At 69.7% G+C, this 25,478-nt stretch carries 20 protein-coding genes, 1 tRNA gene and 1 pseudogene; 16 read left to right on the forward strand and 6 right to left on the reverse strand.

What is annotated here, in order from left to right; all coding sequences use genetic code 11:
• Positions 1-37 precede the first annotated feature (37 nt).
• The 16 genes and pseudogenes from istA to ACYVNR_RS20955 all read left to right on the forward strand — a co-directional run bounded on the left by istA (position 38) and on the right by ACYVNR_RS20955 (position 15,111).
• Positions 38-1,323, forward strand: a pseudogene (gene istA / locus ACYVNR_RS20880) (IS21 family transposase).
• Positions 1,323-2,123 (forward strand): IS21-like element helper ATPase IstB, encoded by an 801-nt coding sequence (gene istB, locus ACYVNR_RS20885; protein ID WP_461050772.1) that lies wholly within the window; start codon positions 1,323-1,325, stop codon positions 2,121-2,123. The pseudogene istA and the gene istB overlap by 1 nt, the downstream one beginning before the upstream one ends.
• Before the next feature lie 292 nt (positions 2,124-2,415).
• Positions 2,416-4,143, forward strand: coding sequence for a PEP-utilizing enzyme (locus ACYVNR_RS20890; RefSeq protein ID WP_045186757.1), 1,728 nt, complete (start codon positions 2,416-2,418; stop codon positions 4,141-4,143).
• Positions 4,140-4,787: a GntR family transcriptional regulator gene (locus ACYVNR_RS20895; RefSeq protein WP_045186754.1), complete on the forward strand. Its 648-nt coding sequence runs from the start codon at positions 4,140-4,142 to the stop codon at positions 4,785-4,787. The genes ACYVNR_RS20890 and ACYVNR_RS20895 overlap by 4 nt, the downstream gene beginning before the upstream one ends.
• Positions 4,780-5,607, forward strand: coding sequence for a PEP/pyruvate-binding domain-containing protein (locus ACYVNR_RS20900; RefSeq protein ID WP_461050775.1), 828 nt, complete (start codon positions 4,780-4,782; stop codon positions 5,605-5,607). The genes ACYVNR_RS20895 and ACYVNR_RS20900 overlap by 8 nt, the downstream gene beginning before the upstream one ends.
• Positions 5,608-5,716: 109 nt before the next feature.
• A complete protein-coding gene (locus ACYVNR_RS20905) occupies positions 5,717-6,526 on the forward strand; it encodes an FAD binding domain-containing protein (protein ID WP_461050777.1) in 810 nt (269 codons plus the stop codon).
• Entirely contained in the window at positions 6,523-8,790 is a 2,268-nt protein-coding gene (locus ACYVNR_RS20910) for a xanthine dehydrogenase family protein molybdopterin-binding subunit (protein ID WP_461050779.1), read from the forward strand. Before ACYVNR_RS20905 ends, ACYVNR_RS20910 begins: the two co-directional genes overlap by 4 nt.
• The gene (locus ACYVNR_RS20915) at positions 8,787-9,230 is read left to right on the forward strand and encodes a (2Fe-2S)-binding protein (RefSeq protein WP_461050781.1); all 444 of its coding nucleotides are present in this window, start codon (positions 8,787-8,789) and stop codon (positions 9,228-9,230) included. Before ACYVNR_RS20910 ends, ACYVNR_RS20915 begins: the two co-directional genes overlap by 4 nt.
• Positions 9,227-10,087, forward strand: coding sequence for a fumarylacetoacetate hydrolase family protein (locus ACYVNR_RS20920; RefSeq protein WP_461050783.1), 861 nt, complete (start codon positions 9,227-9,229; stop codon positions 10,085-10,087). The genes ACYVNR_RS20915 and ACYVNR_RS20920 overlap by 4 nt, the downstream gene beginning before the upstream one ends.
• A gap of 61 nt (positions 10,088-10,148) precedes the next feature.
• Positions 10,149-10,442: a putative quinol monooxygenase gene (locus ACYVNR_RS20925; protein ID WP_045186737.1), complete on the forward strand. Its 294-nt coding sequence runs from the start codon at positions 10,149-10,151 to the stop codon at positions 10,440-10,442.
• An 11-nt stretch (positions 10,443-10,453) separates the two neighbouring features.
• The gene (locus ACYVNR_RS20930) at positions 10,454-11,122 is read left to right on the forward strand and encodes a phosphoglycerate mutase family protein (protein ID WP_461050785.1); all 669 of its coding nucleotides are present in this window, start codon (positions 10,454-10,456) and stop codon (positions 11,120-11,122) included.
• A 51-nt stretch (positions 11,123-11,173) separates the two neighbouring features.
• On the forward strand, positions 11,174-11,917 hold the full coding sequence (locus ACYVNR_RS20935; RefSeq protein ID WP_461050787.1) for an SRPBCC family protein: 744 nt from the start codon (positions 11,174-11,176) through the stop codon (positions 11,915-11,917).
• Positions 11,907-13,292, forward strand: coding sequence for an NAD-dependent succinate-semialdehyde dehydrogenase (locus ACYVNR_RS20940; protein ID WP_461050789.1), 1,386 nt, complete (start codon positions 11,907-11,909; stop codon positions 13,290-13,292). The genes ACYVNR_RS20935 and ACYVNR_RS20940 overlap by 11 nt, the downstream gene beginning before the upstream one ends.
• Before the next feature lie 32 nt (positions 13,293-13,324).
• Positions 13,325-14,188, forward strand: a complete 864-nt coding sequence (locus tag ACYVNR_RS20945) for an MBL fold metallo-hydrolase (RefSeq protein WP_461050791.1) — start codon at positions 13,325-13,327, stop codon at positions 14,186-14,188.
• Positions 14,189-14,203: 15 nt separating this feature from the next.
• Positions 14,204-14,785, forward strand: coding sequence for an adenylate kinase (locus ACYVNR_RS20950; RefSeq protein ID WP_045186724.1), 582 nt, complete (start codon positions 14,204-14,206; stop codon positions 14,783-14,785).
• A gap of 122 nt (positions 14,786-14,907) precedes the next feature.
• Positions 14,908-15,111 (forward strand): tyrosine-type recombinase/integrase, encoded by a 204-nt coding sequence (locus ACYVNR_RS20955; protein ID WP_461050802.1) that lies wholly within the window; start codon positions 14,908-14,910, stop codon positions 15,109-15,111.
• A gap of 173 nt (positions 15,112-15,284) precedes the next feature.
• On the opposite strand, the gene ACYVNR_RS20960 is transcribed toward ACYVNR_RS20955, so the two are convergent.
• The 6 genes from ACYVNR_RS20960 to ACYVNR_RS20985 all read right to left on the reverse strand — a co-directional run bounded on the left by ACYVNR_RS20960 (position 15,285) and on the right by ACYVNR_RS20985 (position 25,287).
• Positions 15,285-15,360 (reverse strand) — tRNA-Ala (locus ACYVNR_RS20960).
• 96 nt (positions 15,361-15,456) lie between these two features.
• Complete coding sequence (locus ACYVNR_RS20965) at positions 15,457-19,992, reverse strand: PKD domain-containing protein (protein WP_461050794.1); 4,536 nt, start codon at positions 19,990-19,992, stop codon at positions 15,457-15,459.
• A gap of 78 nt (positions 19,993-20,070) precedes the next feature.
• The gene (locus ACYVNR_RS20970; RefSeq protein ID WP_045186722.1) at positions 20,071-21,666 is read right to left on the reverse strand and encodes a dolichyl-phosphate-mannose--protein mannosyltransferase; all 1,596 of its coding nucleotides are present in this window, start codon (positions 21,664-21,666) and stop codon (positions 20,071-20,073) included.
• A gap of 66 nt (positions 21,667-21,732) precedes the next feature.
• On the reverse strand, positions 21,733-23,328 hold the full coding sequence (locus tag ACYVNR_RS20975) for an HNH endonuclease signature motif containing protein (RefSeq protein ID WP_461050796.1): 1,596 nt from the start codon (positions 23,326-23,328) through the stop codon (positions 21,733-21,735).
• Positions 23,329-23,373: 45 nt separating this feature from the next.
• Complete coding sequence (locus tag ACYVNR_RS20980) at positions 23,374-24,327, reverse strand: IS1595 family transposase (protein ID WP_461050798.1); 954 nt, start codon at positions 24,325-24,327, stop codon at positions 23,374-23,376.
• A gap of 111 nt (positions 24,328-24,438) precedes the next feature.
• The gene (locus ACYVNR_RS20985) at positions 24,439-25,287 is read right to left on the reverse strand and encodes a CPBP family intramembrane glutamic endopeptidase (RefSeq protein ID WP_082081180.1); all 849 of its coding nucleotides are present in this window, start codon (positions 25,285-25,287) and stop codon (positions 24,439-24,441) included.
• Between the last annotated feature and the right edge of the window lie 191 nt (positions 25,288-25,478).

Raw genomic sequence — 25,478 nt, forward strand, 5'->3', positions numbered from 1 at the left:
CGGGTGAAAACGGACCCCTTCCGTGAGCCTGTGGAGGGTGATCAGCGTGGAGGACTGGGCGGAGATTCGGCGGTTGCACCGGTCGAGCAGATGCCGATCAAGGCGATCGCTCGGCGGCTGAGGATCTCGAGGAACGCGGTGCGGCGGGCGTTGGCTAGGGACAGCCCGCCCCGGTACGAGCGGCCTGCCAAGGGCTCGTGCGTGGACCTGGTGGAGTCAGAGGTCATCGAGCTGTTGCAGGCGTGTCCGACGATGCCGGCCACGGTCATCGCGGAGCGGATCGGGTGGCAGCGGTCGCTGACGGTGCTCAAGGACCGGGTGCGGCAGCTGCGGCCGTTGTACCTGCCGCCGGACCCAGCGACGCGGACGGCGTATGTCGCTGGGGAGCGGGTGCAATGCGACCTGTGGTTCCCGCCGGTCGATGTCCCGCTCGGGTTCGGGCAGGTCGGGCGCCCGCCGGTGCTGGTGATGGCGGCGGGCTACTCCCGGATGCTGTTCGCGGTGATGATCGCCTCGCGTCAGGCGGCCGACCTGATCGCGGGGCACTGGCTGTTGCTCAGTGAGCACCTGCAGGCGGTGCCGCGGGAGCTGGTGTGGGACAACGAGTCCGCGGTCGGGTCCTGGCGTGCCGGCACGCCCCGGCTGACCGAGGAGTTCGAGGCCTTCCGCGGCATCCTGGGCTGCGGCGTGCACCAGTGCCGTCCGCGCGACCCGGAGGCCAAGGGCATCGTCGAGCGGGCCAACCAGTACCTGGAGACCTCGTTCCTGCCCGGGCGCACGTTCACCGGCCCGCGCGACTTCAACGACCAGCTGCACGCGTGGCTGCCGGTCGCGAACACCCGGATCGTGCGCCGGATCGGGTGCGCCCCCACGGCACGGTGGCACACCGACCAGGTCGCGATGCTGTCCCTGCCCCCGGTGGCGCCGATGCTGGGATGGCGCCATCAGCTCCGGTTGGGCCGGGACCACTACGTGCGTTTCGCCGGCAACGACTACTCGGTGGACCCGGTCGCCGTCGGCCGCACCGTTCAGGTCGTCGCCGGCCTGGACACGGTGACCGTCACCCTCGCCGGGCGCCCGGTCGCCGCGCACGAGCGGTGCTGGGCCACGCACCAGACGATCACCGACCCGGACCACCACGCCGCCGCACTGGTGATGGCCCGGGCCGTCGCGCGTCGACCGACCCCGCCGGCGCAGGAGAGCGTCGAGCAGCGGGACCTGTCCGTGTACGACACCGCCTTCGGGATCAGCGACGGATACGAGGACAGCACGCCAGCCAGCCTCGCAACCATCGACGGGACCATCGACGGGCAGGTGGCCTGATGCCGCCGGCCAAGACCTCCCGGACCGCGCGCGACGTGGAAGCCGAGCTGGCGTTCCTGACCCGCGCGTTGAAGGCGCCGTCGCTGCGCGAGGCCATCCCGCGGCTCGCCGACCGGGCCCGAACCGACGCGTGGACCTTCGAGGAGTTCCTCGCCGCATGCCTGCAACGCGAGGTCGCCGCCCGCGAGTCCCACGGCGGCGAGGGACGGATCCGCGCCGCCCGGTTCCCCGCCCGGAAAGCCTTGGAGGAGTTCGACTTCGACCACGCCCGCGGCCTGTCCCGGGACGTCATCGCACACCTGGGCACCCTCGACTTCGTCACCGCCAAAGAGAACATCGTCTTCCTCGGCCCGCCCGGCACCGGCAAAACCCACCTCGCCACCGGCATCGCGATGCGCGCCTGCCAAGCCGGGCACCGGGTCTTGTTCGCGACCGCGTCCGAATGGGTCGACCGGCTCGCCGGAGCCCACCACGACGGCCGGCTGCAGGACGAGCTACGACGCCTCGGCCGCTACCCGCTGCTCGTCGTCGACGAGGTCGGCTACATCCCCTTCGAGCCCGAGGCCGCGAACCTGTTCTTCCAGCTCGTGTCCTCCCGCTACGAACGAGCCTCGCTGATCGTCACCAGCAACAAGCCCTTCGGCCGGTGGGGCGAGGTCTTCGGCGACGACGTCGTGGCCGCCGCGATGATCGACCGGCTCGTCCACCACGCCGACGTCGTCAACCTCAAAGGCGACTCCTACAGGCTCAAGAACCGCGACCTCGGCCGCGTCCCCACACCCCTGGGAGCCGAGGAGTGACCATGACCAAACAACCAGAGGAGGGGTCCGTTTTCACCCGTCGCGAAGGGGTCCGATTTCAGCCGCCGTTGACACGCACTCGCACGTTTCGCCGCGGAAGCGTCGCACGAGAGTTTGCAACAGGTCCGCGCGATCGTTCTTCTGCTCCCAGCTGGGTGGCCTGCACGTCCATGCTGCCTGGAGGTTCCGGCGCCCCAATCTCCTTGAAAGCCTTGACACCCAACTGCGCATACTCGATTATCGATAATCAGTTGGCCGCCCAACGTGGAGCGCCCGGGTCAAGGAGGACCTCATGAGTACTGCGATCGCCACCTTCTTCGGGGATGACGAGTTCCCCGTCACCTTCGAGGACGGGCAGCGCGAGCTGCTCTGGGTGCACGACGACTTGCACATCCCCAACCCGGTGTCGCCCATGTACGCGGACATCGGCGGCTGGTGGCTCAAGTGCGACTACATGTTCCGCCGCTTCGGCACGCCGTTCGCATCCGACTGGATCTCCAAGGTCATCAACGGCTACGTGTACACCGCAGCCATCCCGGCAGAGACCGGCCTCAAGGCCGAGGCGTCCGAGTACGGCGCCCGGTACACGCCGCGGACGCCGCTGGACGAGAAGTACGCCGCCGAGATCGGTGGCTACCTCGGCTGGACCCTTCCGACGTACGCCGAGAACTTCCTCGGCTGGTGGCGCGACCGCCTCGTCCCCGAGATCAAGCGCAACTTCGAGCGCCTCGACACCTACGACTACAACGCCGCAGAGCTCGTCGACCTCGCGATCCTGCTCGAGGACGCCATCGACATCCACGACCGCCACTGGTCGATCCACTGGGTCCTCAACTTCAGCCAGTTCTCCTCCACCCTCAACCTCAACACGGTCATCGCCGAGGCCAAGGGCGAGGGCGACCACTCTGCGCTGATGGGCCGGCTGCAGTCCTCCACCGAGAACCGCAACTGGGACTCCATCGAGGAGCTGTGGAAGATCAAGGAGCAGGTGAAGAAGGACAGCGGCGCCATCGCCGAGGCCTTCACCCAAGGCACGACCGGCGCCGACGTCATCAAGGCGCTGCAGACCACCCCGGAGGGCAAGGACTTCCTCGCCACCGTCATCGAGGGCTACCAGGCCGAGTACGGCTTCAAGTCGATGTGGGCCCACGAGTTCTCCTTCCGCACCTGGCGCGAGGACCCGACCCCCGTCGTCGAGGCGGTCCGCGGCTACCTCGAGGCCGACTACGACTACCCGGCCGAGATCGCCGCCGTCGCCAAGGACCTCGAGGCCGCCAAGACCGAGTGCCTCGAGGGCGTCACCGGTGAAATCCGCGACCGCCTTGAGGCCGCGCTCAACTTGAGCCTGCGGATGAACCCACTCACCCCGGACCACCACTTCTACATCGACCAGGGCACCAACGCCCGGGTGCGCCTCGTGCTCATCGCCATCGGCCGCAAGCTCGTCGAGGACGGCAAGATCGGCGACCCCGAGGACGTCATGTACCTCAAGTACAACGAGCTGCGCACCCTCATGGCCGGGTCCAACTCCTTCGACGCCGAGGACCTCATCGGTGACCGCCGCGACGAGCGCGAGGCCGCCTACGAGCTGCGACCGCGTGACTGGGTGGGCACCGCCACGGAGGAGAACCTCGCCTTCCCGTACCTGTCCCTGTGGGCCTTCCCGGAGAAGGTGTACCGCGAGCCGTCGACTGTCGAGGGAGAGATCCACGGCCTCGGTGCTTCCACCGGTGTCGTCGAGGGCAAGGCCCGCCTCGTCCTGTCGCCGGAGCAGTTCTCCCAGGTCGAGCGCGACGAGATCGTCGTGTGCCGCATGACCAGCCCGGCCTGGGTGGTGCTCTTCACGAAGATCGCCGGCCTGGTCACGGACGCCGGTGGCATGGCCTCGCACCCGGCCGTCGTCTCCCGCGAGTTCGGCATCCCGGCCGTCGTCGGCACCTCGGACGCCACCCGGCAGATCAAGACCGGCGACCGTGTCCGCGTCAACGGCGCCACCGGCGTCGTCGAGGTGCTCTCGTGACGCTGTCGCGATCCGTTCTGCGCGAGCAGATCAAGGAAGTCATCATCCAGCGCATCCTGGACGGCACGTATGCCCCGGGCGACCGCGTCGTCGAGCTGGCGCTCGTGCAGGAACTCGGCGTCAGCCAGGCCCCTGTACGGGAGGCCCTACGCGACCTGGAGGCCATGCGGTTCATCGAGTCCGAGCCCTACCGTGGCGCACGTGTCCGCCAAGTCACCCACAAGGAGCTGACCGAGACCTACCCGGTCCGCGCTGCCCTTGAGGAGCTGGCCGGACACATGGCCGCACCCGGGGTGGACAACAACGTTCTGAGGATGCTGGAGAGCGAAATCCAGAACATGCTCGAGGCTGCCCGCCGTAAGGACCAGCACGGACTGCTGGTGCACGACGCCCGCTTCCACGAGCTCATCGTCGAACAGGCCGGCAACTCCGTCCTGCTCGACTCCTGGTCCGGCCTGCGCATCGAGGCGTACACCCTCGTCTCGGTGGTCAAGTCCAACCTCGACCTGGTCGCGATCGCGAACACCCACCTGCCGATTCTCGACGCCCTCCGCCAGCGTGACGGCGACCTCGCCGGAAAGGTCATGCGGGCACACATCGAACATTTCGGAAACACGCTGTTTGGAGGCGACCCCGATGCCTGAGGCCCCCCCCGTCCTGCCGTTCACCGACGAGCGATGCCGCGACGTCGACCTCACCGGCGGCAAGGGCGCCAGCCTCGCCTCGATGACCGCCAACGGCCTGCCGGTCCCGCCGGGATTCGTCATCACCTCGGCGGCCTTCACCGACGCCGTCGACGGCGAGGCACTCCTGGCTCACCTGAAGAACCGCGACCTCGAGGCCGCCCGCGCCGTCGTCGCCGCGACCCAGCCGCCGCGGGAGCAGATCCGCGAGGCCTACGAGCAGCTCCCAGCCGGCTGCTCCGTCGCGGTCCGGTCCTCGGCCTGCGCCGAGGACAGCAGCGATGCCTCCTACGCCGGCCAGCAGGAGACCTACCTGTTCGTCGAGTCCTTCGACGAGGTCATGGACAAGGTTGTCGAGTGCTGGCTCTCGTTCTTCTCAGAGCGCGCCCTGTTCTACCGCGAGCACAAGGGCGACCTCGACGACATCCAGATGGCTGTCGTCGTCCAGCAGATGGTCGACGCGACCAAGGCCGGCGTCATGTTCACCGTCGACCCGGTCAACCACCGCCGCGACCGCGTCGTCATCGAGGCCGCCTTCGGCATCGGCGAGAACGTCGTCTCCGGCGAAGTCACCCCCGACTACTACACGCTGGACCGCAAGGGTGCCCTGAAGAAGGCCAAGGTCGTCGCCGAGCAGGTCATGGCCGAGAGCGAGCTCGCCGACCTCGTGAAGCTCGGCCTGCACCTCGCCGAGCTCAACGGCGGCCCCCAGGACATCGAGTGGGCCTACGACGACACCGGGCTCTACATGCTGCAGTCCCGACCCGTCACCACCATGTAGCCACGCCGCCCGGTCCGTCCGGTGTGAACACCCCCGTCACACCGGCCGGACCAGGCGTCAGCCGAACCACTGCGCACAAGCACCACATCGAGGAAGGAGCGGCCCGACCATGACATGGATCCAGCCGACCAGCGTGGACGCTGTCGTGCGTGCACGCGCCGAGAACCCCGAGGCCATCATCGTCGCGGGCGGCACCTTCCTCGGCATCCTCGTCCGGGCCGGGATGCTCGAGGCCGACGACTGGATCTCCCTGCAAGACGTGCGCGAGCTGACGCGACTGCAGTCCCCTGGGGACCTGTCCATCGGCGCCATGGTGCGACATCGGCGGCTGGAGCTCGACGAGGACGTCCGCGGGATCTGGCCCGGCATCGCCGCCGCGTTCCGCGCCGTGGCCAGCCCGCGCGTCCGCAACGTCGCCACCGTCGGGGGAGTCCTCGCCGACGCCGACTACGCCTCCGACCCGCCCTCCATGCTCGTCGCCTCGCGCGCCGTCGCGGAGATCGCGAGCGTCCGCGGCAGCCGTCGGGTGCCCATCGAGGAGCTCATCACCGGGCACTACAGCACCTGCCTCGAGGAGGACGAGCTGATCACCCGAGTCATCGTCCCGCGGCCACAAGGGGCCGCCGTCTACCGCAAGCTGCGAACCCGGTCACAAGAGGACCGGCCCTCCTCGTCGGTCGCCGCCGTCGTCCACCAGGGCACGGTTCGAGTCGTGGTCGGAGCCGTGAGCGACCGCCCGCACCACTTCGCCGACCTCTGCGCCACCTGGCGACCCGGCAACGAGGACTCCGCCCGGGAGATCGGCGCCGGGTACGCGGAACGGATCGAGTACATCGACGACAACCGCGGCTCCGCGGCCTACCGGCGACGTGTCGTGGCCGTCGAGGTCCGCCGAGCCCTGATGCAGGTGAGCTCATGAACACCTCGACCGCGCGCGCCCGCCGCGACCAGGACAACAACGAGGGCACGGGTAACGCACGACTGCGACCCGGTGAAACCTCCGCCGTGCAAGGCGTCAACCCGCGCATCACCGCCGGCATCCGCTACGCCGTCGACGGCGGAATCCCGGGCGAGTGGCACCTGCGCATCATCCGCTCCTCGGTGCCCGCGGGCCGGGTCACCGGCTTCCAGACCGCCCTTCTGGACGACGAGATCATCTTCCTGACCCCCGACGACGTGGACGCCGCCGGCCTGCCCGCATTCGGATGCCAGATCGCCGACCAGACCGTCCTGACCCGGGAGCCGAAGTTCGTCGGTGACGCGATTGCCGCCGTCCTTGCCCCCACCCTGGCCGCTGCCCGGATCGCGGCATCGCTCGTCGAGGTCAGCTACGAACGCGCCCCGGCCGTCTTCGACGAGATGGCCGCAATCGCCCCGGACGCGTTGCTCGTCCACCGTTCGCACGCGACCTCCGAGTCGGACTCCGCTTACTTCGACATGCGCCCGCAGGACGGCACCAACGTGTGCCACCGGTTCCGGATCCGCACCGCAGCCCTGCAGGGCCGGCAGGAACCGAACGTCATCACCGAGCTCGACGATTCCGACACGGCCCTGGCCGACGCGTTCGCGCAGGCGGACGTCATCATCGACGAGGTCTTCCACACCCCGGCCGCGGCCCACGTGCCGATGGAACCGCACGCCACCAACGCCCAGTGGGTCGAGGGCCGCCTGGAAGTCGTCACCGGCACCCAGACCCCGTTCAACATGCGCCAGGACCTCGCGCACATCTTCGGGCTGGCTGCCGACGACGTGCGGATCGTCGTTCCCCCGATGGGTGGCGCCTTCGGCGCCAAGACGTTCATCCGCACTGAAGCCATCACCGCCCTCGCCGCACGCGTCAGCGGCCGCCCGGTGCGCTGCGTCCTGGACCGCGACGAGGTGTTCAACGAGGTCACCCGTCACCCCTCGACGGTCCGCATCCGCTTGGGCGCCAAGGCTGACGGCACCTTCGTTGCCAAACGCATCTGGGCGTATGTCAACACGGGCGCCTACGCCGACTGCGGCCCCGGTGTCGCGCAGAAGATGGGCTATGCCGGAGTCGGGCCCTACCGCTTCGAGCACGTCGCCGTCGACTCCTACTGCATCTACACCAACCTGCCACCCGGTGGTGCCTTCCGCGGCTACGGCGCGATGCAGTCCGTCTGGGCCTCCGAGCGTGCCGTCGACCTGCTGGCCGACCGACTCGGCATCGACGCCGTCGAGCTGCGCCGGCAGAACCTGCTGCGCGAGGGCGACACCTTCTGCACCGGCGAGGTGATGCACGACAGTCACTTCGAGGAGCTGCTCGACGACGCCGCCTCGGCCGTCGGCTGGGAAAAGGACGGCGACCGCGCCGGCAAGGGCGTGGCCATCATGCTCAAGGGGATGCAGACGCCCTCGAAGGCGGAGGCACGCATCCAGCTGCTGCCCGACGGACGGTACGAGGTCCAGGCCGGTACCGCCGACATGGGCCAGGGCGCCTCGGAGATGCTGACCCGCCTGGCCGCCGAGTACCTCAAGTGCGACGTCGACCAGATCGTCGTGTGCACCCCGGACACCGACCGCGTCCCCTACGACACCCGCACCACCTCCAGCCGGTCGACCCACATGATGAGCCGGGCACTTGCCGACGCCGCGCAGGACCTGCTCCAGCACGGCACCGTCGGCCACGGGTACGTCTCCAACGACGGCGGACTCGACCCCGAGACCGGCCAGGGCGTCGCCTCCTCTCACTGGCACCAAGGCTCTGCCGCCGCCAGCCTGGACGTCGACGAGGAGACTGGCGTCATCACCCTCCGGACCCTGTACGCCTCCTCCTACGCCGGCAAGGTCGTCAACCCACACGGCGCAGACCTGCAGAACGAGGGGTCGATGATCCTCGGACTCGGCTCAGCGCTCTTCGAGGAGCTCCAGTTCAGCGACGGGCAGATGACCAACCCGAACCTGTCGGACTACAACATCGCCTCCGCCCTCGACGTCGTGTCGATCAGTCACAAGGTCATGCAGATCCCCGGCGCCGAAGTTCACGGCCTCGGCGAGACCGCCGTCCCGCCGGTTCCCCCGGCCATCGGCAACGCCGTCGCGTCCTTCGGGTACCACGTGACCCGGCTGCCCATGACACCCGAACGCGTCCTGGCCGCGGCCCCCAGCCACGAGCAGGCCAGTCCCCCGGTCGGCCACATCCAAGGAGAGGAGGGCGCATGAACCTCGCCCTACGCGTCAACGGACGCACCATCCACGCTGACGTCGAGCCCGAGACCATGCTCGTCGACGTCCTTCGCGAGCACGCCGGCCTGACCGGCCCGCGCGTCACCTGCGGCGTCGGCCTCTGCGGCACCTGCACCGTCCTGATGGACGAGCAGCCCGTGTCCGCGTGCATCCTCATGGCCCCGCTCGCGCAGGGCAAGGAGATCACCACCATCGAGGGCATTCCCGAGGACGACGCGGTCGTCCGCTGCTTCGACCGCCATCACGCCTTCCAGTGCGGCTTCTGCATCCCCGGGATGGTGCTGACCGGACGGGCGATGGTGGCCGAAGGCCATGCCGCAGACCGCGAGGAGATCCGTGAGGGGCTCGGGGGCAACCTGTGCCGCTGCGGCTGCTACCTGAAGATCATCGACGCCATCGAGGAGGCCGCCCAGTGAAGTACGTGACCTACGCCCCCAGCGCCGACACCGCGGCACCGACCGGCCGAGTCGCCTACCTCGACGGTGAAGACGTCATCGACGTCGGCTTCGACGGCGACATGGTCGCCTTCATCGAGGCCGGCGCGCCCCATGGCACGACCACGCTGGCAGGCCGAGCAGATTCCGTGCGACTGCTCGCCCCGCTGCGTCCGCGGACGATCCGCGACTTCTTGGCCTTCGAGGGCCACCTCAAGAGCGCCTTCGCCCGCCTCGGCAAAGCGATCCCGGACGAGTGGTACTCCGTGCCCGCCTACTACAAAGGCCTGCCCGACACCGTCATCGGCCCGGGCGATGAGATCCCATGGCCCGCGTACACCGACAAGCTCGACCACGAGCTCGAGCTCGCCGCGATCATCGGGCGCCGCGGCAAGGACATCACCGAGGCCAACGCCCTGGAGCACGTCTTCGGGTACACGATCTGGAACGACATGTCCGCCAGGGACACCCAGACCCGCGAGCTGCCGGTCGGCATGGGCCCGTGCAAGGCCAAGGACTGGGACGGCTCCAACGTCCTTGGGCCGTGCATCGTCACCGCTGACGAGATCGACCCGCACGACGTCGACCTGGAGGTGCGGGTCAACGGCGAGCGGTGGGGCGGGGACAACACCGCGGCCATGCACCACTCGTTCGAGTCGATGATCGCCTACGCGTCCCAGGGACTGACCCTGCGAGCCGGGGAGCTCCTCGGCTCCGGGACCGCCACCGGTGGCTCGGGACTCGAGCTGGACCGCTGGCTGCGACCCGGCGACCTCATCGAGATGGAAGCCAGCGGCATCGGCGTCCTGATCAACACCGTGGGCCCACGGCCGGACTGAGCAGGCCCGCCCCCAGAAACCGCACCACCGGACAGACCCCAAGAAAAGCAAGGAGAAGTTCATGGCATTCGTCGTGGCAGCAACGTGGTTGGCCAAGGAAGGCGAGGAGAAGCGGGTCGAGGAGACCATCGTCAAGATGACCCCGCTCTCGCGCGCCGAGGAGGGCAACCTCTTCTACCAGGCCCAGGTCAACCCCGAGGACCCCCGCACGTTCTTCCTCTACGAGCAGTACGTCGACGAGGCCGCCTACGAGGCCCACAAGGCGACCCCGCACTTCCAGGAGAACGTCTTCGGCTACATCATCGAGTACCTCGAGGAGCGCTCGGTGAAGACCTACACGACCATCGACGCCTGACCGTCTGACCCATGCCAGACACGACAGTCCTGCTCCTGCGTCACGGAGAGGTGGCCTCGCACCGCGGCGACGTCCCCGTGACGCGGGACGGGCTGCTGCACGCTGAACGCGTCGGCAGCGCCCTCGCTGACCGCTTTGGGCAACCCATCACCCTGCTCTACGGCGGGACCCGCCGCACCCGCGAGACCGCTGAGGCGATCGGCCGCGGCATAGGGGACCGGTTCCGCGTGAAGGGGCCCGTGGACAACTTCGCCCTCAGGAACCCGGACATGTACGCCGCCGGCTCGCGCGTCAACATGGTCAGCTCCGCCGAGACCCTGGCCGAACAGGTACCCGACATGACGGCCGAGCAGGCCGACGCCAACCCGTGGTGGGCGCACTTCTTTTCCGCGGGCGACCGGATCGGCTGGTGGCTAGCCCAGACGGATCCGCCGGGTGAGACCTCATCTGACCTGGCGATCCGCCTCAGCCGGTTCGTCCTCAGCATCGCCGACCCAGGCCCGCTGGCCGGGCGCCTGATCGTCGGAGTCACACACTCGCCCCTGCTGCGATCTCTGCTACTGGCTCACACGGGCCGCGACCCCGGTGAACCGGGCTACGTCACGGGCGCCCACGTCACCGTGGGCGGCGACCGAACCCTGCACGTCAACGCCATCGACCTGCTCGCCGCAACACGCTGACACCTCCCGCCTCCACCCACCTACCTCTCTCACGCACCCAAGGACCTCGACATGGAACTCGTGCACGACTTCACGGTCCCCGTCCCCGCCGACCAGGCGTTCGCCCTACTGGTCGACGTCCAGAAGATCGCCCCCTGCCTGCCCGGCGCCGCCGTCACATCGGTCGACGGCGACGCCTTCGAGGGTGGCATGAAGATCAAGCTCGGACCGATGTCGATGACCTTCAAGGGCGAGGGCGTCCTGGAGAAGTTCCCCCAGGAGCGACGTGTCGTCCTTCAGGCACAAGGCCGCGACGCCAAGGGCAACGGCGGAGCACAGGCCAGCGTGACCGCGTCGCTGCACGAGCGCGGGGACGCCACGGAGGTGCACGTGATCACCGACCTGAGGGTCAGCGGCAAGGCTGCCCAGTTCGGCGGCGGGGTCATGAAGGACGTCAGCAACCGCATGCTGGGGACCTTCGCCGCCAACCTCGCGCAGCTCATCGCCTCCGGGGCCGCGGTCGCCGACGGTGCACAGCCCGCCCGGGCGGCACAGGCCGCCACGCCCGCCGGGGCCCTGGACGCCGGATCGTCCCCCGGACCGTCCACTGCAGTTGGGGCCCGACAGTCTGCCGCCGCCCCAGCGCCCTTCGTGCCCGCCGGCGACGACGGGCTCGACGCGATGTCCCTGCTTCTCGGATCGAGCGCAGCCAAGGCCGTCCTCGTCCCGACCGGAGCCGCCCTGGTGGGCGTGGTCATCGGCTACCTGTACGGCAAGAACCGCACGCTGGAAAGGATCGTTCGTCGTGTCCTCTGACCCGATCATCACCATCAACCCGGCCACCGGGGAACCGCTGGAGCAGTTCACCCCGATGACGGCCGCCGACCTGGACGCCGTCGTCGCCGCGGTCGCGAACGCGCAGCAGCCGTGGGCAGCCACGCAGGTGTACGCGCGCGCCGGCCTCCTGCGGGCGGTCGCCGAGCAGCTGCGCGGCCAAGCCGACGAGCTCGCCCTGCTGGCCACCCGCGAGATGGGCAAGCCGATCACCGAGGCGCGAGCCGAGGTCGAGAAGTGCGCCTGGGTCTGCGACTACTACGCCGACACCGCCCCCCTCGTGCTCGCCGACGAGGAGGTGCAGGCGGCCGGGTCGCGCAGCCTGATCCGGCACGAGCCGCTCGGGGTAGTGCTGGCGATCATGCCGTGGAACTTCCCGTTCTGGCAGGTGTTCCGGTTCGCGGCCCCGACCCTGATGGCCGGCAACACCGCTCTGCTCAAGCACTCCCCGAACGTGACCGGCACCGCGTTGGCCATCGAGGCGTTGCTGGTCAAGGCCGGCATCCCCAACGACGTCTTCCGGACCCTGGTCATCGCCGAGCCGGAGGTGCCCACCGCAGTTGCCGATCTCATCGCAGACGACCGCGTGGCCGCGGTGACGTTGACCGGTAGCAACCGCGCCGGTGCGCACGTCGCGGCCGCCGCCGGGCAGGCCGCGAAGAAGAGCGTTCTCGAGCTGGGCGGCTCGGACCCGTTCGTCGTGCTGGCCGACGCCGACCTCGACGAGGTGGTGCCCAAGGCCGTCTCGGCCCGGTTCCTCAACACCGGCCAGTCGTGCCTATGCGCGAAACGGTTCATCGTCCACGAGTCGCTCGTCGAGGAATTCGGGCGCCGGTTCGCCGAGGCCGTCTCGCAGCTGCATATCGGTGACCCGACCGAGGAAGGTACCCGTATCGGCCCGCTGGCCCGACCCGACCTGGTGGACAACTTGGACCGGCAGATCGCGGGCTCGGTCGAGGCCGGAGCCACAGTCCTGACGGGCGGCGTCCGGCTGGAGCACGGCGCGTCGTGGTACGCCCCGACGGTCCTGACCGCGGTGACACCGACCATGCCCGTCATGGCGGAGGAGACGTTCGGGCCCGCAGCCGCCGTCATCGGCTTCGGCTCGGACGAGGAGGCGATCGAACTGGCGAACGCGACCCCGTACGGGCTCGGGGCCAGTGTCTGGTCGGCCGACACGGACAGGGCCCTGGCGGTGGGTGGGCGCATCCAGTCCGGGGCGCTGTTCGTCAACGCGGTCACCGCCTCCGACCCGCGGCTGCCGTTCGGCGGCGTCAAGCAGTCCGGGTATGGGCGTGAGCTCGGCGTGGCCGGCGCCCTCGAGTTCACCAACACCCGCACCGTGGTCATCGGCTGACCCGAGGCCCCACGAAACCAAGGAACGAAACGATGCAGAAGGTCACCCCGAACGTCTTCACCGACACCACGCTGCGCGGCTGCAACCCGAGCATGGTCGCCACCAGCGACGGCGTCGTCATCATCGACACGCCGCAGTTGCCCACCCGCGCCGTCGTCATGCGGCAGGAGGCCGAGGCCCTCGGGCCCATCCGGTACGTCATCAACACCGAGCACCACGTGGACCACATCTTCGGCAACTTCTACTTCCGCGGTGCCGGCCCGATCGTGCACCACCAGGGGGTCGCCGACAACTTCATGGAGGTCACCCCGAGCCTCGACTCGTTCGACTACGCGCACGAGGCGATCCCGTCAGACGACCCCGAGGGCGAGGCGATCTTCCCGGACCGCGAAACCTACTTCGCAGACCCCGGCCGCGCCGACATCGTCTTCACCGGCGACCTGACGATCAGCCTCGGCTCGCACAACTTCGAGCTGATCCACACCCCCGGCCACACGCCCGGGCAGATCGCCGTCCATGTCCCGCAGGAACGAGTCGTCTTCACCGGCGACACGATCTTCTCCGAATGCCAGACCTGGCTCATGGGCTCCAACGTCACGCAATGGCTCGCGGCCCTGGATCGCATCTCCCAGCTCGACGTCGACTGGGTCATCCCGGGGCACGGCCCCGTCGTGACTTCTGCCTACCTGGCGCGGCAGCGGGCCAACCTCGTCGACTGGGTGCAGGCCGTCGCCGACGCCGTAGCGAACGGATGGAGCCGTGAGGAGACCGTGGCGAAGGTCAACTTCGCCGAGCGGTACCCGGTCGATGTGGGTCAGGGCTACATGATGGACCACATCCAGACGCTCAACGCCGGGTCCATCTGGGACAAGCTCACGGCCGGCCGGCCGGCTTGACGGGATCAGAGACGGATGAGACTTCTCCTGATGGGTCCTCCTGGCGCCGGCAAGGGCACGCAGGCGACTCGGTTGGCCGACGCGCTCAGCGTCCCGGCGATCTCCACGGGTGACATCTTCAGGTCAAATGTCGCGGCAGGGACACCGCTGGGGGTGCAAGCCCAGCGGTACATGAACGCGGGTGAATACGTGCCCGACTCCGTCACCGACGCCATGCTCGAGGCACGCCTCGACGAGCCGGAAGCCGCCAACGGGTGGCTTCTGGACGGCTACCCCCGAACTGTCGGCCAAGTAGCCGCGCTCGAGGCTGTCCTCGAGGCCCGCAGCCATCGCCTGAACGCCGTGCTCGTGCTCACCGTCGACGAGGAAGAACTGGTTCAGCGCCTCGCCAAGCGGGCGTTGACCGAGGGCCGCGCCGATGACACCGAGGAGGTCATCCGTCGTCGTCAGGAGGTCTACCGGGCGCAGACCGCACCCCTGCTGGAGTCCTACGAGAAGCGCGGCCTCTTGACCACCGTGCCCGGGTCCGGGCCCGTCGCGAAGGTCACGGAGAGCCTGTTCGAAGCGCTTTCCCTCAGCGCAACCCGTCAACCCTGATCAAGACCGGCCAAAGCGGGCCACCCGCTCTCGGCTCTCGGTCACGCGGTCTTTCGTCCCGTATTCAGACACTGCGTCTTAGCCGTAGGCCTCTTGCGGGCCGTGGCCGCCGGATCCACGACCTGCGCCACACCGCTGCGTGCCTCTGGCTGGCCCGCGGCGTGGACCCCGGGACGGTTCAGGCGTGGATGGGACACGAGTCCATCGGCACCACGAACCGCTACCTGCACCACCTCGGAACAGGCGCCGATCTGGCCGGTCTGGCGAGGCTGAATGTGGCCCCGGGGGACACCGGGGGGACACATCGGCGGGAGACGGGCGGATGACAAAGAGAGAACCCCGCCCCCTCCTGCGTGTTTCCGCAGGTGGGACGGGGTTTCTCATCGGTGGAGCTGAGGGGACTCCGCCGTCCTCGCTTCGCTGCGGCGGCTCCTCGAATCACCGAGTCCTAGAAACGGCAGAGAGACCGGACGAAAAGCGTGTCCGGTCTCTCTGCCGTTGGTGGAGCTGAGGGGATTCGAACCCCTGACCTTCTCATTGCGAACGAGACGCGCTACCAACTGCGCCACAGCCCCAGGTGCGGAAGAAAAGATAACACCACGCCGACCGGCACACCGAATCGGACCGCCGCTCGCGGGACGCCGCGCCAGAGGGCGACGCGGCGTCCCGGCTCACGGCCGGAACGTGAGCACGACTGCCGCCCACCTGCCCGCCGTCGTGCCGTCAGCACGGAAGGCCCCGGTCGAGGTCGGCAGCTGGTAGGCGCGGCCGAGGTTGGTGCTCCCCGTGGCCATCGGTGTCAGCCCCGTCCAGGCCGACGTCCACGTCGGGTTGCTCGACGAGGTGAACGCGGCCACGGCCCCGAACACGACCTCACGGGCATCGCTCGTCGTCTGGGTCAGCCCGGACGAGAAGGACGAGCCGGTCCCCGTCGCCGACGCCACCCGGTCGAGCCGGCTGACGCCCCGCAGGTCGTCCGCGACCATCCGGGAGGTCGCCGCCTTCGGGAAGGTCGCCGTGATCCTCGCGCCGGCTGCGAGCGGGTTGGTCGCCGTCGCGGTGAGGACGACGAGGCGCCCGGACGACGCGGACACGGTGCGTGCGACGGCATACGTGTTACCCGCGGTGTCGGTGACGGTGATGGCGCCGTTGGAGTTGCTCACCACCTGCACGGTGACGACGACGAGGTCGTTCTTCTGGACGTTCACACCCGGTCCGAGGGTGAGGGCCGCACCGGTCGCGGACGAGGCCGACGCCGCCGTCCCCAGCGTGCCCACGTAGGCGGGTGGAGGTGCGGTGACGGTCACGCTGCGCTGCGCGGTGCCGGTGAGGCCGGACGCGTTCGTCACCGTCACGGTCACCGTGTAGCTACCGGCGACCGCGTAGGTGTGGGTGGCCGTCGAGGTCGTCGAGGCGGCCGTGGTCGCGCCGTCGCCCCAGGCGAACCCGTAGGTGAGGGCCTGCCCCTGCGGGTCGGTCGAGGGCGACGCGTCGGCGGTCACGTCCAGCGGCGCGGTGCCGGTCGACGGGCTGACCGAGAGCGACGCCGTGGGGGGTAGGACGGGATCCGACACCACGACCGACCGTTGTGCCGTCGAGCTCGCGCCGGAGGTGTTCGCCACCGTCACGGTGACCGTGTAGGCGCCGGGCGTCGAGTACGTGTGGCTGCTGGTGGGAGCCGTCGATGCGGGGACCGTCACGCCGTCACCGAAGTCGAAGGCGTACGAAAGGGTCTGCCCTTGCGGGTCCGTCGACCCCGACGCGTCGGCGGTCACCGCGAGCGGCGCGGGGCCGCTCCTGGGAGTGACGGCGAGTGCGGCGACGGGCGGCTGCGCCGGTGGCGGGGGCGACGTGACGGACACGGTTCGCGCGGCGCTGTCGCTGAGCCCGGCCGCGTTGGTGACGGTGACGGTGACCGTGTAGCTGCCGGCGGACGTGTAGGTGTGGTCCGCCGTCGCGGTGGCGGATGCCGCCACGGTGGTCCCGTCACCGAAGTCGAACGCGTACGAGAGTGCTTGTCCCTGCGGGTCGCTCGATGCCGACGCGTCGGCTGTGAGGGCCAGTGGTGCGTCACCGCTCGCCGGGGTCACCGTCAGTGAGGCGCTCGGCGGCTGGACGACCGGCGGCGCGGTGACCGTCTCGGTGACGGTGGTCGTGGTGCTCAGCCCGCTCGTGTTCCGGACCGTGGCCTTCGCCGTGAACGTACCGACAGCGGTGTAGACGTGCGAGGCGGTCGGCGAGGACTGCGCGGCCACGGTCGCGCCGTCACCGAAGTCGAACGCGTACGTCAGCGTCTGGCCCTGCGGGTCGCTCGACGCCGAGGCGTCGGCCGTGACAGAGAGCGGAGCGGTCCCGTTGCTCGGCGTCAGGACGAGGCTCGCCGTCGGCGGCTGGACGGGCGGCGGAGGCGCGGCCACGGCCACCGAGCGGCTCGCTGTCCCCGTGAGGCCGGAGGTGTTCCGGGCCGTCACGATCACGGTGTAGGTGCCGGCGGTGTCGTAGGTGTGGCTCGCGACGGCGGCGGACTGCCCGGCCACGGTCGTGCCGTCACCGAAGTCGAACGCGTACGTCATCGGCTGGCCCTGCGGATCCGTGGTGGCCGACGCGTCGGCGCTCACGAGCAACGGGGCGGTGCCGCTCGCCGGCGTGACGCTCAGCGCCGCGACCGGCGGCTGTGCCGGAGGCGGAACGTCGGGCTGGAACTCGTAGGCCCCCAGGTCGTCGTACAGGCGCGGTCCGGCCGCGAACGTGTTGGCCACGTTCGGGTCGCGTACGCGTGGGGCGCCGACGATGTCGGCCGCCTGCTCGCCGGGCACGCCGCTGTCGCCACGGTCGATGGCGGGCGAACCCTCGCGCAGGGTGAGGTCCCACGAGCCCGGGTCGGTGAACCGCGCGTCGGCCTGGACGCCCGCGGCCTCCTGGCCGGAGGCGGTGCGCATGGCGGCGAGGCTCGTGAAGGTCGTGCCCCACGCGTACATGACGCCGGTCTTGCTGAGGTGCACGAGGTTGTGGTCGACCAGCGTGCTGTTCTGCGCGCCGTCCCACACGCCGATGTTGCCGGCACGGCGCGCACAGCTGATGCCGGCGTACGCGGGGTAGACGGCGTTGTCGACGGCGATGTTGTTGGCGATCCGGTAGGTGCCCGACGTGGACCCCTCGAGGTTGATGCCGCTCGTGCAGTTCCGGAAGACCGTGTTGCCGACGATGGTGCCGCCGGTGACGTTGAGGTTGTCGATGCCGTGGTCGCCGTTGTTGTAGGTGACGTTGAGGGTGACGAGGTTGTTGTTGGCGCCCGTGTAGAGCTGGATCCCGCTGTCCTCGTTGTCGTGGGTGACGTTGCCGATGATGGTGTTGCCGGGACTCGTCACGTTGATGCCGTTGGCGTTGCGCTGCCAGCCCTGGGCGTTGAAGCTCGACTGGTTGTTGGTCACGGTGTTGCCGGTGGAGGTCGTCGTGACGTAGATGCCGGTGTCGCTGTTGTGGTTGGTGTTGTTGTCGGCGACGAGCGAGCTGTTCGTCGTGCGGATGCTGATGCCGGGAGCCGTGGCGCTCTGGGCCTGACGACCCGCGTTGGTCACGGTGTTCCCGCGGACGGTGATGTGGTCGCTCTTCGTGACGTAGATGCCGTCGCCGGTGGTGCCCGTGAACGTGAGGTTGGACAGGCTGATGAAGCTGCGCGTCGAGATGTAGGCGCCGTTGGTGACGCCGCTCCCGATGACGGGGTGGCGGCCGGGCCAGCTCGTGATGGTGATCGGGGCGCTCGCCGTGCCCGACGCGGACGGTTTGATCGTCTCGGCGTACGTGCCGTCGCCGATGTAGAGGGCGTTGCCGGCCTGGAGACGGCTGACGCCCTTGGTCACGGTGCAGAACGGCGCGCTCGCCGTTCCGTTGCCGGCGTCACTGCACACCGGGCTCGTCCGGTCGACGTAGTAGTCGGTCGCGACCGGGATCACCGGCGGCGTGCCGATGACGTACTCGTCGATGACGCTGCCCGCCGTGCATGTGATGTCGTCGCGCGACGCGGCCTCGTCGCACACCGCCTGCAGCTTGAGTCCGGTGCTGCCGACGTCGACCCGCATGTGCGACAGGTGGAAGGTGCGGAAGGCAGTGCGCGCGTCGGTGCTCGTCCACGGCGTCTCCGCCGACGACGCCGCCCCGACGGTCACGTGGGTGACGCCCTGGATCGGCTGGAAGCGCTCGTAGTCGTGGGAGTGGCCGTTGATGTTGAGGACGTACTTGCTGTACGTCTGCCCGAACCCGTCGAGGATCGAGGCGATCCCCGTCTCGCCGGGGTGGAAACCGGTGGAGTACGCGGGCCGGTGGCCGTAGGTGACGATGTACTGGATGGTGGGGTCGTCCTGGGCCTGGCGCATGAGTGGGCCGGCCTTGGACTGCCAGTCGCTCCAGGCGCCCGTCCACGGCTCCGGGTAGGCGATGAAGCGGACGGGACCCGCGTCGAACCAGCCCCAGTCGTTGCCGCCGGCGGAGATCGCGGGCGAGCCCGGGGAGGCGGCCGCGTGCGGCATGAGCAGTCGGCCCTTGTAGTTGCGCAGGTCGTCCGAGCCGAGGACGTCGTACTCGTGGTTGCCCCACGCGGGCATGTATGCCGCACGGGTGCTCCAGCGCATGACGTCGTTGAAGTGCTGGTCGACCGCCGAGATCGCCGTCCCGTTGGCATAGGTCAGGTCGCCGACCATGAGGACGAACGACGGGTCGTCGGCGCTGATGTTGTCGAGCGTGGCCCCGAGGTGCGAGAAGTGCGCCGTGTCGCCGACGTCACCGATGGCGTCGAACCGGAAGCTCGAGGTCGACGACGGCGGCGCGTGGAAGGTGTAGTCGGGGCCGCCGCCGACGGAGTAGTGGTACTCCGCACCGGGCACGAGCCCGCCGAGCTCGAGCTGCCAGAAGGGCCCCGGTGAGGACCACGGGGTCCACGCCGGCGCGACGCCGGCGGCCGTCTGGTCGTAGGAGGTCGTCGTGCCCCACCGCACGTCGCTGGCCGTGCCGCGCCAGTCGATGGCGACTGACGTCGGACCGGTGAAGGTGTAGTGCACCTCGTCGGCCGTGGCCACGGCCCAGCCGGGGGGTGCTGCACCCACGAGCAGCGCGAGGGCGGCCATGAGGACGGGCGCCAGCACCCGCGCCGGCCACCGCATCGAGCCGCGGTGCTGGCCTGGAGCACGGGACATCGGCGCAGCCACGTTCATGACCCGACGCTAGGGTCGGCCGTTGAGCCGGTCGACCGCCTGGCGCACGACCCGGTGCTACGTCATCGGCTGTAGCCCTCAGACCCAGCTGGGGAACCACATCCGCGCCTGCCAGTCCGACAGCGGGATGACGTCGGCGACGTAGATCGGGTGGAAGAACGCGAAGAGGCCCATGGTCAGCAGGACGAAGGCCCCCATGACGCCGTAGCCCACTCGGCGACGCGTCAGCGACGACTCCCGGCCGCCGATGACGAGGCCGAGCACGTAGACGCACGCGAGCACCACCCACGGCACGAACGCGACCTCGTAGAACGAGTAGATCGTGCGGTCGCCGAGGAGGAACCACGGCAGGTAGCCGGCGAAGAGACCGCACAAAATCGCGCCCGCCCGCCAGTCGCGACGCAACGCCCACATGAAGAGCAGCACGAAGATCGCGAGGGTCGCGCCCCACCAGATCGACAGGGTGCCGATCGACGTGATCGCCTTGCTGCACTGGTCGACGAGGCAGCCCTCCGCGCCCTTCTTCGGACCCTCGTAGAAGAACGACGTGGGCCGGCCCTGGATGAGCCAGGACCACGGGTTGGTCTGGTACGGGTGCGGGCTGTTGATCGCCTGCGTCGAGGCGTACATCTGCTGGTGGTACGCCCACAGCGACCGCCACCAGTCGGGCAGCCACGGGTGCGTGGTGTCAGGGTTGTTCTGGGCCCACGTGCGGAAGGACCCACCCTTGCTGAGGATCCAGCCCGTCCAGCTCGCCACGTAGGTGACGACGGCGGTGACGACGAGCTGGACGAACGCGTACGGCCCGTCCTTGACGACGGTGCCGACGCTCCAGCCGCGCACGCCGGCGGCCCGGCGGGCGCCGAGGTCCCACAGCACGGTGAGCAGCCCGAAGAAGACGAGGAAGTAGAGGCCCGACCACTTCACCCCGGCGGAGAGCCCGAGCATGATGCCGGCGACCCAGCGCCACGGCCGCCAGCCGAGCCACGGCCCGAGCCACGACGTGGCGGCGCGCGCCCGGTCGCCGACCTTGGCGGCGAGCACCTCGCGCGCCCTGTCGCGGTCGATGAGCAGGGCGCCGAACGCGGCCAGCCCGAAGAACATGACGAAGATGTCGAGCAGCCCGGTGCGGGAGTGGACGAAGTGGTGGCCCTCGAAGGCGAGCAGTGCGGCGGCGACCGTGCCGAGCAGGTCGGAGCGGAAGAGCCGACGTGCGATGCGGCCCAGCATGAAGATCGAGATCGTGCCGGCCATCGCGACCGCGAAGCGCCAGCCGAACGAGTTGAGGATGCCGAACGGCACCTCGCCCCAGCCGATGAGCCACTTGCCGACGGGTGGGTGGACGACGAAGTCGCCCTCGGTGCCGTAGATGAACGGGTCGTTGGCGGTGAAGTGCTGGTCGACCTGCGACGCGTCCTGGAGCACCTGGTCGTTCTTCATCTCGAACCAGTAGAGGACCATCGACCAGCCCTGCTTGACGTAGTACGTCTCGTCGAAGACCAGCTTGTGCGGCGCCCCGAGGTGCCAGAAGCGCATGAAGCCGCCCACGAGCATGAAGAAGAGCGGGCCTGCCCAGCCCAGCCAGGCGAGCCGGCCGGCGGTGCGGCGGGTCAGGCGGAAGTCGTCGGCCGGGTCTCCGAGCAGGCGTGCGCGCACCTGCCTGGCCGAGTTCATGGGCGCCATCGTATGCAGTGCGGCTGGGTGGGGCGCACGGCGCGGCGCGACCGCGCGACCCGTGGGCTAGAACGGTGGTGGTTGCGGTGCAGGTGGATCCGGTGGAGGTCCTTCGCGTGGTGGCGGTGCGGCTGGCTCGCCCCGTGCTGGCTCGCCCCGTGCTGGCTCGCACCGTGCTGGCTCGCACCGTGCTGGCTCGGCCCGTGGTGGCTCGCTGGGTCGCAGGCCGTCGAGCCAGTCCTTGGGGTGGGTGACGTACGTGCGGCCAGCGGCCGTGCGCCAGGTGACGCGGGCCGAGTCGTCTCGGTGTGCCTGCCACCAGCCGGCCGTGCGCACGCGGTGGTGCTGCCGGTGCTTGTCGGTCAAGTTCGTGACGGCGGTGGGGCCCAGGGGCCACGGCACGTCGTGGTCGAGGTCGCACTGCCGCGCTTGGACCGTGCAGCCGGGCCCGCGGCACACGCCGTCGACGGCACGGACGTGTTCGACCATCTCGCGGCTCGGTCGGTAGCCGTTGCGGGAGAGCGCCAGGGCCGCACCCGTGTCGATGTCGGCGAGGAGGGTCTGCCAGACCGAGCCCTCGGCGGTCATCAGCTCTCGAGCCTGGTGAGCGCTGACCCAGCCGTAGCCGGGTAGCTCGCAGGGAGCGTCGTCGAGACCGACCGCGGTCGTGAGCGGCACGACGACGAAGACTCGACCTGACGGGACGGAAGCGGTGCGCGCGAAGCCGTCGTCGTCGGGCCAGCCGTGGATGGCCGCGCCGGTGACGAAGTCGGCCCGCAGCTCGTCGAGCGATCGTGGGTCGCCCTTGGCGCGGGCTGCACGGGCGGCTGCGTCGGCGCGGTCCATGGCTGCCGCGATCTTGTCTGCGTCGTTGACGACGGTGATGCAGCCGGTGCCGTCGTCGAAGACCTGAGCGTGAGCGCCGATGCGCTCGCGGGCCGACCGGCGCCGAGCTCTCTGGTCGTCGTCGGCGGCGAGGACGGCGCGGCGAAGTCGCCGGCGGAAGAGCGCGTTGGGCAGACCCGCGCCGTCGCGGGTCGGGGCGAGAACTGCGCGGGCGATCCCGTCGGCGACATCGTCGTCGAGGGCCCGCGTCTCGCGCACGATCTCGCAGGCGCGCCACAGCGGGGTCGTGCCTGCGCGGACCTGCGCCCGGAGGAACGCCGTGCGCGTGGGCGAACCCGTGGCCAGCTCGAGCCGCAACGCCACGGTGCCCTGAGCGAGCCCGGTCGCGGTCGACACCTCCATCGCGACGGCCTCGGCCGCCGACAGTGGAGTGCGGTCGACCCACGACTGGGAGTGTCGTGCCGACAGCTCGGCGACGGCGACGGCATGCATGCGGGCCAGCGCAGTCAGCTGGTGGTCGTCGACGAGGCCACGGATGCGCTCGCCACCCTCAAACCATTCGAGCTCGGCGTCCATCATCGCCTCGAAGGCGGCAGCGGAGTCGGCGTCGTCGCCGTCGTCGAGGGGCGAGGTCGACGCCTGCTCGGGGACCGCGCCGTGAACCGATGTGGCCGACGGGCCACGCTCACCCACGTCGCGCATCAGGCCGGCGACGACCCTCGCAGCCGACCGCCGACCTTGGGCGGAGAGGCCGCCGGACACGGTGACGACCAGCTCCGGCTCGAGCTGCGACGGCGCGTCGATCGTGAACGGCATGGGACCCCTCCTGTCTCTATTCGAACACATGTTCTGCATATCTGCTTAGGTGAAGTCCGGCATGCCGGTTTCTGGCTTGAGGAGGTCCTTGAGTGGGTGCGGGCTGGTGTCGACGGCCTGCTCGAGCAGCCGGTAGAAGAGCAGCCCGCGGGACTTGGCGTTGCGGCGGTTGAACCGGAACGTGTACTCGTCGAGGTAGTACGGCAGGTGGGCTTCCTCGACGCGGAAGTGCAGGGTGCCGATGAGCCAGCGCTTGAGCAGCGAGGCGACCAGGTGCACGCCGGGCAGCACGCTGGCCTTGTCGATGGCCGTGTAGCCGAGGGTGAACTCATGGCGGTAGCCGAGGTCGGCGAGCCGGCGCAGGGTGCGGGCACCATCGGTGCGGATCGTGGATCCGGGCTCGATGACGGTGGTGGCGAAGTCGACCAGCTGGGTCGTGCCGGGGTGGTCCGCGACGGCGAGCCGGACCCGGCCCAAGCGGCGGGTTTCGTTGTGTTCTATGGCGATCATGACTGCGACCTTGTCGCCGTAGCCGGCGCGGCCGCGGGCGACGCCGCCGATCATGGTCTCGTCGAGCTCGACGATCCCGGACAGCTTGTCGCGCTCGGGGCGGACCATCGCGCGGCGCAGCTTGTGCATCCAGGCCCACGCCGTCTCGTAGGAGCCGAACCCGAGGACCCGCTGCAACCCCAGCGCGGACATTCCGTTCTTCTGCGAGGTCAGGAACCAGATCGCGGCGAACCAGGTCGACAGCGGCGTTCGGGTCCGGTCGAAGATCGTCCCGGCCGTCACCGACGTGCGCCGCCCACACGCGCGGCACATCCACAACCCCGCGCCGGTCCGCCAGTACTCCCGCGCCCCACACTTCGGGCAGACGAACCCATCCGGCCACCGCAGACCCGCGAGGTAGTCCAAGCAGGACTGGTTGTCCGGGAACCACTCCAGCAGCTGCTGGTACGTCGACGAGTAGTCCACGCCCCGAACCGGATTCGCGGTCATCCACAGATTCTACTTCACCCAAGCAGATATGCAGAACACATGTTCGAGTCGAGGTCAAGAGGGACTGCTAGGCAAAGCGCCTCCGGCACAGACGGATTCGTGGGGCGTGGCTCAGATCGAGACGCCGCGGGCCCGCAGCACGGTGTAGCCGACGAAGGCGACGACGTCGAGGATCGAGTGGCAGACGACCAACGGCATGACCCTTCGCGTGCGCACGAAGACGAGGCCGAGCACCAGCCCCATGACGATGTTGCCGGCGAAGCCGCCGAAGCCTTGGTAGAGGTGGTAGGACCCGCGGATCAGGGCCGACACCCCGATGACCAACGGCCACGACCAGCCGGTCTGGCGCCAGCGCGTGAAGAGGTAGCCGACCATGACGACCTCTTCGAGCAGGGCGTTCTGCACGGCTGCGAGGACGAGCACCGGGGCCGACCACCACACCGCCTCGAGGTTTGCCGCCGACACCTGCGTGTTGATGCCGATCGCCTTGGCGAAGAAGTAGAAGCCGAGACCCGGGATGCCGATGAGGGCGGCGAGCCCGGCGCCCCGCGCGAGGTCCCGCGCCGGCTCGCGTCGGTCGAGTCCGACGAAGTGCCCCGCGCGCACGTCGGCCGCCGGCCGGCGCACGTGGTTCAGCAGATAGAGCGCGAGCGCGACGGCGACGAGCGGCAGCACGATCCCGGCGAGCTGGTAGGCGAGGTCGAGCCAGGGGCGCCCGGGCGTCGCCGACTGGTTCATCGCGGTGGTCTGCTGCGACAGCGGCACGGGGCGGGTGAGCTTCTCGATGATGCTGAGGACGGCGTAGACCGCCGAGGAGCCGAGGCTGACCCCGAGCACGAGCAGCGTCTCGCGGCGCAGCCCTCGCTTCACCCCTGCCTCGGTGACCGGGGCGGGGTCGCGCTCGGACGGGGCGAGCAGTCCGGCGAACCGTCCGCGCGGCGCGGGAGCAGTGGTCACCATGACGCCAGCGTAACTTCGCGTCGACCGCCCGCCCTGCGCCGTATGCCGGCCGGCGGGTCACGTCGCACCGCGCCGGCCGCGTGCCCGGAAGGGCCCGTACGCCTGGCTGCCCGGGGCGTAGCGTCGGTGTCAGTGTCAGGGTGACAGCACCGCTCACGCGGTGGTTGGGTCCTGATCATCGGTTGTCTGGC

It is taken from the genome of Terrabacter koreensis, assembly GCF_054783315.1.